This is a genomic window from Streptomyces albicerus (assembly GCF_008905045.1).
Taxonomy (GTDB): Bacteria; Actinomycetota; Actinomycetes; order Streptomycetales; family Streptomycetaceae; genus Streptomyces; species Streptomyces albicerus.
Window position 1 is genome coordinate 26,326 of sequence record NZ_VWMY01000009.1, and the last position, 11,188, is coordinate 37,513.

At 68.6% G+C, this 11,188-nt stretch carries 9 protein-coding genes and 1 tRNA gene; 5 read left to right on the plus strand and 5 right to left on the minus strand.

What is annotated here, in order from left to right; genetic code table 11:
• Positions 1–111: 111 nt before the first annotated feature.
• Entirely contained in the window at positions 112–1,416 is a 1,305-nt protein-coding gene (locus GAS53_RS09435; protein WP_151477020.1) for an SAM-dependent methyltransferase, read from the plus strand.
• An 82-nt stretch (positions 1,417–1,498) separates the two neighbouring features.
• Here GAS53_RS09435 and GAS53_RS09440 read toward each other — a convergent pair whose 3' ends face one another.
• Together GAS53_RS09440 and GAS53_RS09445 are read right to left on the minus strand one after the other, a co-directional pair.
• Positions 1,499–4,033 carry an ABC transporter permease gene (locus GAS53_RS09440; RefSeq protein ID WP_151477021.1) on the minus strand — a complete coding sequence of 845 codons (2,535 nt, stop codon included), beginning with the start codon at positions 4,031–4,033 and terminating at the stop codon, positions 1,499–1,501.
• Positions 4,033–4,803 (minus strand): ABC transporter ATP-binding protein, encoded by a 771-nt coding sequence (locus GAS53_RS09445; RefSeq protein WP_151477022.1) that lies wholly within the window; start codon positions 4,801–4,803, stop codon positions 4,033–4,035. The genes GAS53_RS09440 and GAS53_RS09445 overlap by 1 nt, the downstream gene beginning before the upstream one ends.
• Positions 4,804–5,197: 394 nt before the next feature.
• Here GAS53_RS09445 and GAS53_RS09450 point away from each other — a divergent pair.
• The 3 genes from GAS53_RS09450 to GAS53_RS09460 all read left to right on the plus strand — a co-directional run bounded on the left by GAS53_RS09450 (position 5,198) and on the right by GAS53_RS09460 (position 7,807).
• A tRNA-Leu gene (locus GAS53_RS09450) sits at positions 5,198–5,280 on the plus strand.
• A gap of 229 nt (positions 5,281–5,509) precedes the next feature.
• Complete coding sequence (locus GAS53_RS09455) at positions 5,510–6,685, plus strand: 4-hydroxybenzoate 3-monooxygenase (RefSeq protein ID WP_151477023.1); 1,176 nt, start codon at positions 5,510–5,512, stop codon at positions 6,683–6,685.
• 207 nt (positions 6,686–6,892) lie between these two features.
• Positions 6,893–7,807, plus strand: coding sequence for a Bax inhibitor-1/YccA family protein (locus GAS53_RS09460; protein ID WP_151477024.1), 915 nt, complete (start codon positions 6,893–6,895; stop codon positions 7,805–7,807).
• Between the two features lie 114 nt (positions 7,808–7,921).
• On the opposite strand, the gene GAS53_RS09465 is transcribed toward GAS53_RS09460, so the two are convergent.
• Positions 7,922–8,152 (minus strand): DUF4287 domain-containing protein, encoded by a 231-nt coding sequence (locus GAS53_RS09465; RefSeq protein ID WP_128375861.1) that lies wholly within the window; start codon positions 8,150–8,152, stop codon positions 7,922–7,924.
• Positions 8,153–8,256: 104 nt separating this feature from the next.
• On the opposite strand from GAS53_RS09465, the gene GAS53_RS09470 reads away from it, so the two are divergent.
• Entirely contained in the window at positions 8,257–8,568 is a 312-nt protein-coding gene (locus tag GAS53_RS09470) for a hypothetical protein (protein WP_192583041.1), read from the plus strand.
• An 86-nt stretch (positions 8,569–8,654) separates the two neighbouring features.
• Here the strand turns inward: GAS53_RS09470 and GAS53_RS09475 are convergent, their stop codons facing one another.
• Together GAS53_RS09475 and GAS53_RS09480 are read right to left on the minus strand one after the other, a co-directional pair.
• Positions 8,655–9,446 carry a hypothetical protein gene (locus GAS53_RS09475; RefSeq protein WP_151477025.1) on the minus strand — a complete coding sequence of 264 codons (792 nt, stop codon included), beginning with the start codon at positions 9,444–9,446 and terminating at the stop codon, positions 8,655–8,657.
• Between the two features lie 310 nt (positions 9,447–9,756).
• The gene (locus GAS53_RS09480; RefSeq protein ID WP_151477026.1) at positions 9,757–10,977 is read right to left on the minus strand and encodes an acetyl-CoA C-acetyltransferase; all 1,221 of its coding nucleotides are present in this window, start codon (positions 10,975–10,977) and stop codon (positions 9,757–9,759) included.
• Positions 10,978–11,188 lie beyond the last annotated feature (211 nt).

Consider the following 11,188-nt stretch of genomic DNA (forward strand, 5'->3'; position numbering starts at 1 on the left):
GAAATCCGTGTTTTGCACAGACGTAACGCTTTAGCGGGACTGCGCTTTGGGCGCGTTGGTGTTTACGTGGTGTTGGAGTCTGTGGGATCCGTCGTCACGGAGGTGTGCGTCATGCAGGACGCGGCGCTGCGGCTGAAGGCGCTGATGGAGCAGTTGCTGGGAGCCCCGCTCTCGGTGCGGATTCGCGCCTGGGACGGCTCGGAAGCGGGCCCGCCCGAGGCCCCCGTACTCGTCGTACGGAACCGCCGGGCCCTGCGCCGACTTCTGTGGAAGCCGGGAGAATTGGGCCTTGCCCGGGCCTGGGTCGCCGGTGACCTGACGGTGGACGGCGATCTGTACGCCGTTCTGGAAGTGATGGCCGGGCTGGTGTGGGAGCGGGGGGAGGACGCCAGGAGCCTGCGCGAGGCCCTGGGGGATCCGGACGTACGGGCCGCCGCGCGCGGTTTCGTGAAGATGGCGGGGCCGCCGCTGCCGCCCGCCCCGCCCCGTGAGGAGGTACGCCGACGCACCCACCTGCACACCAAGCGCAGCGACAGACGCGCGATCAGCCACCACTACGACGTGGGCAATGATTTCTACGAGATCGTCCTCGGGCCTTCCATGGTCTACTCGTGCGCCTACTGGGAGTCCCCGGAGGCCACGCTGGAGGACGCCCAGCGCGACAAGCTCGGACTCATCGCCCGCAAGCTGGACCTGCGGCCGGGCATGCGGCTGCTCGACGTCGGCTGCGGCTGGGGTTCGATGGCCATCCACGCCGCCCGCGAGCACGGCGTGAGCGTCGTCGGCGTCACGCTGTCGCAGGAGCAGGCCGCGTACGCCCGTAAGCGCGTCGCGGAAGAGGGGCTCACCGACCGTGTCGAGATCCGCGTCCAGGACTACCGGGACGTCACCGACGGACCGTACGACGCGATCTCCTCCATCGGCATGGCCGAACACGTGGGCAGCGACCGCTACTTGGAGTACGCCCGGGACCTGTTCGCCCTCCTGAAGCCCGGCGGACGCCTCCTCAACCACCAGATCGGCCGCCGCCCGCAGCGTGACGAATCGGCGTACCAGGTCGACGAGTTCATCGACGCGTACGTCTTCCCGGACGGCGAGCTCGCGCCGATCGGCAGGACCGTGGGCCAGCTGGAGACCGCCGGGTTCGAGGTCCGTGACGTCGAGTCGATCCGGGAGCACTACGGGCTGACCCTGCGCCGCTGGGTCGCCAACCTGGAGGCGGACTGGCCGAACGCGGTCCGTCTCACCAGCCCCGGCCGGGCCCGCGTCTGGCGCCTCTACATGGCCGCCTCCGCGCTCGCCTTCGAGCGCAACCGCATCGGTGTCAACCAGGTGCTGGCGGTGCGGACAGCCGGATCGGGTGACTCGGGGATGCCACTGCGGGCCCGCAAGTGGATTGAGCGCGAGCGCGGTTGATCCGGACGCAAGAGGACGCAAGAGGAAGGGCCGGGCTCCCCCGTCGCGGGGGAGCCCGGCCCTTCGGTGCGCAAGGACGTGGTCACTCGGTCTTGATCGCGTTCAGCATGTTCAGCCTCGCGGCGTTGCGGGCCGGCCACAGCGCGGCCAGGACGCCCACCAGTCCGGCCAGCACCAGGAAGATCCCGATCCGTTCCCAGGGCAGGACCAGCGCGTAGCCCGGGATCTGTTCGGCGATGGTCTCGCCGATCGCCCAGCCGAGGAACGAGCCGAGACCGATGCCGACCACCGCGCCGAACACCGAGATGACCACGGCCTCCAGCCGGACCATCCGCTTCACCCGGCGCCGGTCGAGACCGATCGCCCGCAGCATGCCGATCTCCTGCTGCCGTTCGAAGACCGACATCGCGAGCGTGTTGACGACGCCCAGCACGGCGATGATCAGGGCCATCGCCAGCAGTCCGTACATGATGTTCAGCAGGGTGTTGATGGCGCCGCCGAACTCGTTGCGGATGTCCTGCTGGTCCATGATCTTGATCGCGGGGTTGTCGCCCAGCGCGTCGGTGAGGACCTGCTCGTTCGCCGCGGTCTGGCCGCCGTCCACCTTCACGAAGATCTGCGGGATGTACGGCCTCACCTCGTGCGGGTTCACGACCTTGGTGTCGATGAGCACGGGGGAGAGGAACTCGCTGTCCTTGTAGACGGCGCCGACCGTCAGCGTGGCCTTCTTCTCGTCGGTGTAGGTGACGTTGACGCTGTCGCCAGTCTTCCAGCCCCTGCTCTTGGCCGTCTTCTCGGCGACCGCGATCTGGCCCTTGGCGAGCGAGTCGATGTCGCCGCTGACGACGTCGACGTTCAGGACGTGCTGGATGGCGCCCGGTGTGACCCCCGAAGCGGACACGAAGTCGTCGGCACCGACCTTGAGGCCGACGTCCTCCTGCGGCGAGACCGCGGTGACGCCCTTGGCCTTCTCCAGCGCCGTCAGTGCGGACTGGTCGAGGTCCCCGCCGTTCGCCATCGAGACCATGTAGTCGGCCTTGATGTTGTCCGTGGTCATCTTGTCGATGGCCGTGCCGACCGTGGCACCGAGCACCGACAGGCCGGTCACCAGCGTCAGTCCGATCGCCAGCGCCGAGGCGGTGGCGCCGGTGCGGCGCGGGTTGCGGACCGCGTTCTGGCCGGCCAGCTTGCCGGACACCCCGAAGGGACCGACGAGCAGCGGACGGACGAGCGCGATCACGGGCCGGGACAGCAGCGGGATCAGGATGATCACGCCGATCAGCGCGAAGAACGCGCCCGCCCCGATGTACAGCCGGCCGTCGTCGCCGCCGGTCGAGGCACCCGCCACGATCGCGGCCGCGCCGAGGCCGGTGATGGCCGTACCGATGGAGTTGCGCAGCACCAGCGACTTGGTGGTGGCCACCGCGTGGAGGCTGTTCATGGCCGCCACCGGGGGGATCTTCGCGGCCCGGCGGCCGGGCAGCCAGGCAGCGAACATCGTGAGCAGCACACCGACGGCGATCGCGGCGATCACCGGTGTGACGGACAGGATCAGCGGGCCGTCCGGCATCTTCATGCCGAACGCGGCCATCCCGGACCGCAGACCGACCGCGAGCCCGACGCCGAGGACGAAGCCGATCAGCGAGGCGACCAGGCCCACCACCGCGGCCTCGGCGAGCACCGAGCGGGTGATCTGCTTGCGCGACGCACCGACGGCGCGCATCAGGGCGATCTCCTTCGTGCGCTGGGCGACCAGCATCGTGAAGGTGTTGGAGATCAGGAAGATCCCGACGAAGAGCGCGATGCCCGCGAAGCCGAGCAGGACCTGCTTGAGACTGCCCAGACCCTGCTCGATCTCCTCGGCCTGCTGGTCCGCGAGCGCCTGGCCGGTCTCGGCCTCGGCGGTGTCCGGCAGCAGCTGCTTGACCGCGTCCAGGATCTTCGTGTCGGTCGCGCCGGGGGCGGCGGTGACGGTGGCGCTCTCGAAGTAGCCCGGCTTGAGGTACTGCTTCTGGGCGACGGCGGTGTCGAACAGGACGAGGCTGCCGCCGGCGTTCACCGCGCCGTCCTCGGTGGTGAACACACCGCTGAGGGTGAACTCCTTCACCGGCCCGTTCGTGGCGACCCGGACCCGGTCGCCGACCTGGTACTCGCCCTTGGCCGCGGACTCCTTGTCCAGGGCGATCTGACTGTCCTTCACCGGGCCGGAGCCGTCGGTGAACGTGTAGGCGGGGTCCTTGCCGTCCTCGCCGGGGGCGAAGTTGGAACCCTTGTTGGACCAGCCGACGCCGATCAGCTTCCCGTCGGGGTCGGCGACCCCGGCGAAGCCGTCGACGCGGCCGGACACGGCGGCGACGCCGTCCACCGCGGAGACCTTGTCGAGGGTCTTGCGGGAGAGGCCGGGCTCTTCCTTGGCGTCGTCGGTGTTGGCGTACGAGGTGATGGAGACGGCGACGTCGTCGTAGCTCTTCGCCGACTGGTTGCGGAAGGCGTTGGAGAGGGTGTCGGCGAAGACCAGGGTCCCGGAGACGAACGCGACGCCGAGCATCACGGCGAGCACGGTCATCAGCAGCCGGGCCTTGTGCGCGAGTACGTTGCGCAGGGCGGTGCGGAACATCAGCTGGTGCGGCCCTTCGCGTCGAACTGCTTCATGAAGTCGAGCACGTTGTCCGCGGTCGGCCGGTACATCTCGTCGACGATCCGTCCGTCGGCGAGGAAGACCACCCGGTCCGCGTACGCGGCAGCCACCGGGTCATGCGTGACCATCACCACGGTCTGCCCCAACTCCCTTACGGAGTTGCGAAGGAAGCCGAGCACCTCGGCACCGGAACGCGAGTCCAGATTCCCCGTGGGCTCGTCGCCGAAGATGATGTCCGGCCGGGAGGCCAGCGCCCTGGCCACGGCAACGCGCTGCTGCTGGCCGCCGGACAGCTGGGCGGGCCGGTGGGTGAGGCGGTCGGCCAGGCCCACCATCTGGATCACGGTGTTCAGCCACTCCTTGTCCGGCTTACGGCCCGCGATGTCCATCGGAAGGGTGATGTTCTCCAGGGCCGTGAGCGTCGGCAGAAGGTTGAAGGCCTGGAAGATGAAGCCGATCTTGTCCCGGCGCAACTTGGTGAGCTGCTTGTCCTTGAGGGAGCCGAGTTCGGTCTCGCCGATGCGGACGGACCCGGAGGAGAAGGTGTCCAGGCCGGCCACGCAGTGCATCAGCGTGGACTTGCCGGAGCCCGAGGGACCCATGATCGCGGTGAACTCGGCCTGCCGGAAGTCGACGGACACCCGGTCCAGGGCGACCACCTGGGTCTCCCCCTGTCCGTAGACCTTCGACAGTTCCGTGGCGCGGGCGGCCACCGTGGTGGCGCGTTCGGCGAGGGGAGTGGTGGTCACGGGAGGGTGCTCCTTAGTCGGTACGACGACGAGTGAGGACGACCGTTCCATCGTCGACGCCGATCGGCGCGCTGTAGTCACCCGCTGTTCCGGTTCCGAAGACAGACTCGGGTCGGACCACGCGGCCCCGTGTCATACCTGGGTATGACACCCGCCCCTGAGAGGGAATCGGCGACGGTTCGTCAGGTTCCGCTCGTTCGGGCGGTGAAATCACGTCATTCCCCATACGCCGTCCAGCTTCGGCCGAAGGGCATTTGGCAAGTGCGGATGGCCCGTACCGTGGGCTGATGCACCCTCAGACGTCAATAAAATAAGACAACATCGGTCCGCCCTTCCGCTGTTCGGGGGATGCGTCCCGATAGGCTCGGAACACTCGATGCGGAGCCCATGGCCTGCCCGGATGGTGGAATGCAGACACGGCGAGCTTAAACCTCGCTGCCCCTCGCGGGCGTACCGGTTCAAGTCCGGTTCCGGGCACCTCCGACACTTCCGCTATTCCCGGCACGTCCCGGCACGTCCCGAAGAAGCGTTCATCCTTCATTGAAGACTTCACCCCGTAACCGTTGACAGCGGGTTCGACCCGTCGGAGACTCACGGCAGTGAGATGGTGAATAAAAGTTCACTACGCGAACGCACGCAGTACACGGAACACCGTGAACAGTGCGAACACACACCATGGGTCATGGGAGCGCGAAGGGGCGTGTCGATGCGTACCACCGTCGGGATCGTCGGAGCCGGGCCGGCCGGGCTGCTGCTGGCGCGGCTGCTCCACAACGCGGGCATCGAGTCCGTCGTGCTGGAGAGCCGGGACCGGGCGTATGTGGAGCAGCGGCAGCGGGCCGGGATCCTGGAGCAGGGGACCGTGGACGTGCTGCGGGCGGCGGGCGCCGGCGAGCGCATGGACCGCGAAGGGCTGCGGCACGACGGCATCGAGCTGCGGTTCGACCGGCGGCGCCATCGCGTCGACTTCCCCGCCCTCACCGGCGGGCGGTCCGTGATGGTCTACGCCCAGACCGAGGTGTGCAAGGACCTCATCGCATTGCAGCTCAAGGAGGGCGGTCCGCTGCTCTTCGAGGCGGAGGCGCTGGCCGTCGAGGGCGCGGAGAGCGAGAGCCCGCGGGTGCGCTTCCGGCACGAGGGACGCGAGGACGTCCTGGAGTGCGAGTACGTTGTCGGGTGCGACGGCTTCTGGGGCGTGGCCCGCAAGGCGATCCCCGAGGAGCTCACCCAGGTCTTCGAGCGGACGTACCCCTTCGGCTGGCTCGGGATCCTCGCCGATGTGCCGCCCTCGCACGACGAACTCGTCTACGCCCGACACGACCGCGGCTTCGCCCTGCTGTCCATGCGCTCGCCGTCCGTCTCGCGGCTCTACCTCCAGGTGCCCGAGGGCACGGACGCGGAGACCTGGGACGACGAGGAGATCTGGGACGAGCTGGAGCGGCGCTTCGAGACGGCCGACGACTGGCGGCTCCGACGCGGCCCCATCACCGCCAAGTCCGTCACGCCCATGCGGAGTTACGTGCACGAGCCGATGCGGCACGGACGGCTCTTCCTGGCCGGGGACGCCGCCCACATCGTGCCGCCGACCGGCGCCAAGGGCCTGAATCTGGCGGTCGGGGACGTCGTCACCTTCGCGCGGGCGCTGGCGTACGAGAAGGAGACCGGGTCGGCCGAGCGGCTCGACGCGTACTCCGAGACCTGTCTGCGGCGGGTGTGGCAGGCCGAGCGGTTCTCGTACGCGATGACGACGCTGCTGCACCGCTCGCCCGACGCTACGCCGTTCGAGGACCGCATCCAGCTCGCCCGGCTGGAGCGGATCGCCTCCGCGCGCTCCGCCGAGCAGGACCTCGCCGAGGGGTACACCGGCTTCCCGCTGGAGTGATGTGCCCCGGAAGCCGGAGTGTTGTGCCCCGGAAGGGGGAACCGGAAGAGTGCGTACCGGCGTTGTAACGGTGCGGGGAATGCCGGGGGGAACCCTGGTGTTCCCGGTCACAGGAGGGGAAAGATCCTCCCCAGGCACTAGAGGCATTCTTTTGCCTACCCATTACTCTTGAGCCAAGGCCACGCAGGGTGGCCATGGAGGAGTGAAATGAGGAGCAGCAACCCGGTCTTCTCGCGACGGGGGTTCAGCCGCGACAACGGCTACGCGGGTTTCAACACCGCGCCGCAGGCCGGGGGCCCCGCTGTCGGAACGCAGGGGAACCCGTACGCACAGGGCACCCCGCACGCCCCGCAGGGCGGCAACCCGTACGCGCAGAATCCTTACGCTCAGAACCCGTACGCCCCGCAGGACCTGCAGCACGGCGCACCGCCGCAGGCTCCGCCCGCCGTAGACCGCATGACGATGGACGACGTCGTCGCGCGCTCGGCCATGACACTCGGCACCGTCACCGTCGGTGCCGTCCTCGCATGGGCCCTGCTGCCGGTCTCGTCGAGCAGCTTCGGCCTGGCCATCGGCGCCGCGCTCATCGCGATGGTCTTCGCGCTGATCCAGACCTTCAAGCGCAAGGCCTCGCCCGCGCTGATCCTGTCGTACGCCGCGTTCGAGGGCGTCTTCCTCGGCGTGATCAGCGAGATGTACAACAGCCGGTGGTCCGGCGCGCCCTTCCAGGCCGTGCTCGGCACCATGGCGGTCTCCGGCGCCACCCTGCTGATCTACAAGGCAGGCTGGATCCGCGTCACCGCTCGGTACGCGCGCATCGGTATGGCCATCGCGATCGCCTTCATCCTGGTCACGGCGGTCAACCTGCTGCTGGTCGTCTTCGGTGTCGCCGAGGACGGCGGGCTGCGGAGCATGGGCCCGCTCGGCGCGATCGTCGGCATCATCGCGATCATCCTGGGTGCGTTCTTCCTGACGCTCGACTTCAAGCAGATCGAGGACGGCATCGCCTACGGCGCACCGCGCCAGGAGGCATGGCTGGCCGCGTTCGGCCTGACCATGACCCTCGTGTGGATCTACGTCGAGATGCTGCGGCTGGTCGCCATCTTCAGCGGCGACGACTAATAGTCGCGCCGGTGGTTCCGGCAAGCAGTGCCAAGTAGTGCCTGAAGGGCCCGCGAACCTCTGGTTCGCGGGCCCTTCTTCGTTTGACGCGATGTGGTGTCCTTTGGTGCGCGCTCAGAGCAGTTTGCGCGCGGCCCTCCTCAGGTCGTACTCGTGAATGATCGCTTTGGCGTGGCCGTACGCGAGGTTGTGCTCGGCGCGGAGCCAGCTGACCTTCTCCTCGAAGCGGAAGAGAGCGGGGCCTTCGTCGACGGTTCGCAGCCAGTCGGAGATCTCACGACCGGTGCAGTGGGGGATGCGGGCGAGCAGATTGCGATGGGTCTCCTCGGAGAAGACTTGGGACATCGGCGCCTCCGGACGCAAAGGGGATGTAAGCCGGTCCTTAACGCCACCGTGCCTGAGGGTTCGGTCGTTGGCAACAGTCCAGGTGTGGCGCGTAGTCTCGCGGCGTGCTTGATACGACGCCGTTGACCCGTGCCGTGGAACATTTCGCCGACCGGTTGCGGGCTGCGCCGCAGAGCCGGTTGCAGCGGGGCGCTGCCGCGGAGGCGCTGGGGCTGGCCAGGGAGTTGGCACTGCGTGCCCAGCTTCTTGAGGACCCTGCGGGGAAGCCACGGGAGATGCCTGATGCGGGGATGTTCGCGGCCGCGGATCAGATCACTGTGGCTGGGAATGATTTGGCGGTTGTGCTGACGACCGAGGACGAGGTCGTGGAGGCTGTGCGGCTTGTGGAGGAGGCGCAGAAGAGGGCGGGGGTTTGAGCGTTCGTTGGCGGGTGCGGGTTGGGTGTGGCTGATCGCGCCGTTCCCCGCGCCCCTTTGGGGCGCGCTTCTGCTGAGGCGTGCCTTTACAGCGAGGCTATGACCCTGTCCGCCAGGACATACACGTTCTCTGCTCCGCACTCGAAGGTCAGGGCGTAGGCGCCGGAGACTCCTGAGCCGCCCAGGAGGACCGGGGGGTGGCCGGTGCGGAGGGAGTCGGCGAGGCGTTCGGCGGTTTCGCGGTGGCCCGGGGTCATGCAGAGGGTGGTGCCGTCGGTGAAGACGTAGACGTCGAGCGTGCCGAGGGGGCCGGGGCGGACGTCGGCCAGTTCGGTGCGGGACTCGGCCAGCTCTTCCAGGCAGGCCACCGTGCGCTCGTGGTCGTTCACGACCGGTGACTGGACCGGTACGAAGTCCGGGTGCGAGGGGTGGCGGCGGCGGGCCGCGGCCAGCTCGGGCGAGTCACCGGCGAACTCGTCGGCGTCGGTGTGCGACTCGGTCACCGGCTCCAGGTGCTCCAGGCCCGCGAAGTCCGACTGGCGCGGCAGGAACAGTTCGCTGTCCGGAAGGCCGAGCAGGGTGGGCGCGTCCGAGGCGTCACGCGCCTCCTGGGCGGCCCAGAACGCCCGCGCCTCCGCCAGCTCCCGCTCGCGTTCCTCCGCGAGCGCCTCGGCCACGGCAGCGCGTATCTCGTCCGTGTCCGCGGTCGTGCGGGCGGCGGGCACGAGACCGCGTACGGCCGTGGCGCGGCTCTCGGCGAGCTCGGTGCGCAGGGCCGCGACCTGTCGGCGCAGCGCCTGCAGGGTGCGCAGAACGGCGACGCCCACGGCCGTGGTGGTGGCTGTGGCGAGCAGCAGAGCAAGAGACGTGGTGCTCACTGACGTACTCCCGGTTCAAAGTCGACCCCCGACTTCCTACATCAGCTTGAAGGGCGGACTAACCAGCTGTCAGTGCGTAACGTCACGAAAGGGACAGGACTTTAGCCCTGGTGTTTGACTGCGTAACGGCTCTGACCTGCGTAAATCGCTCTCCAGGGGGAGATAGGTCACATCCTGGGGGAGATTGGATCACAAAACGGCCCAGAGTCCCGGTGGTGACTGGGCTCTGGGCCGGTTCGGTCACACTGCGTTCAACTGCGGTTACATCTTTGCTGGTTGCTGTGCTTCGGCTCGGACGTCGGCCCGGGTGTCAGCTCAGGCGCTCGATGACCATCGCCATGCCCTGGCCGCCGCCGACGCACATCGTCTCCAGGCCGAACTGCTTGTCGTGGAACTGGAGGCTGTTGATGAGCGTGCCGGTGATGCGGGCGCCGGTCATGCCGAAGGGGTGGCCGACCGCGATCGCGCCGCCGTTCACGTTCAGCTTCTCCAGCGGGATGTTCAGGTCGCGGTAGGAGGGGATCACCTGGGCGGCGAACGCCTCGTTGATCTCGAAGAGGTCGATGTCGTCGACGGTCAGGCCGGCGCGTCCGAGAGCCTGCTTCGACGCCTCCACCGGGCCGAGGCCCATGATCTCGGGGGAGAGGCCGGTGACGCCGGTCGACACGATGCGGGCCAGCGGGGTCAGGCCCAGCTCGCGGGCCTTCGTGTCGGACATGATCACGACGGCGGCGGCGCCGTCGTTCAGCGGGCAGCAGTTGCCCGCCGTGACCAGGCCGTCGGGGCGGAAGACGGGCTTGAGGCCCGCGACGCCCTCCATCGTGACTCCGGCGCGCGGGCCGTCGTCCTTGCTGACGACCGTCCCGTCCGGGGTCGTCACCGGGGTGATCTCGCGCTCCCAGAAGCCGTTCTTGATGGCTTCCTCGGCGAGGTTCTGCGAGCGGACGCCGAACTCGTCCATGTCCTGGCGGGTGACGCCCTTGATGCGGGCCAGGTTCTCGGCGGTCTGGCCCATCGCGATGTACGGGTCGGGGACGAGGCCGTCCTCGCGCGGGTCGTGCCAGCTCGCGCCCTCGCTGGCGGCGACCTCGGCGGTGCGGGCCTCCGCCTCCGCGAAGAGCGGGTTGTGCGTGTCCGGGAGGCTGTCGGAGTTGCCCTTCGTGAAGCGGGACACCATCTCGACGCCCGCCGAGATGAAGACGTCGCCCTCGCCCGCCTTGATGGCGTGCAGGGCCATGCGGGTCGTCTGGAGCGACGAGGAGCAGTAGCGGGTGACGGTGCAGCCCGGGAGGTGGTCCATGCCCATCTGCACGGCGACGATGCGGCCGAGGTTGTTGCCCTGCTCGCCGCCCGGGAGGCCGCAGCCGAGCATCAGGTCGTCGATCTTTTTGGGGTCGAGCTCCGGGACCTTGGCCAGTGCCGCCTGGATGATCGTGGCGGTGATGTCGTCGGGGCGCAGGTCCTTGAGGGAGCCCTTGAAGGCGCGGCCGATGGGGGAGCGGGCGGTCGAGACGATCACGGCTTCGGGCATCTACGGCTCCATTGGCGTACGGGGGTGTAGGCGGACCTGTGTGGGAAGTTACCCGCACGTATGGTCGAGGTCACGTGTGCGGGCGTGTGACTCGGGCCGCACTTTTCTAAGCGCTTGCTTTTTTCGCCCCCGCCGCCCCTACCCGTCCCATCCCTGGGGGCTGCGCCCCCAGACCCCCGCTATCGGCCTGAACGGCCTCGTCCTCAAACGC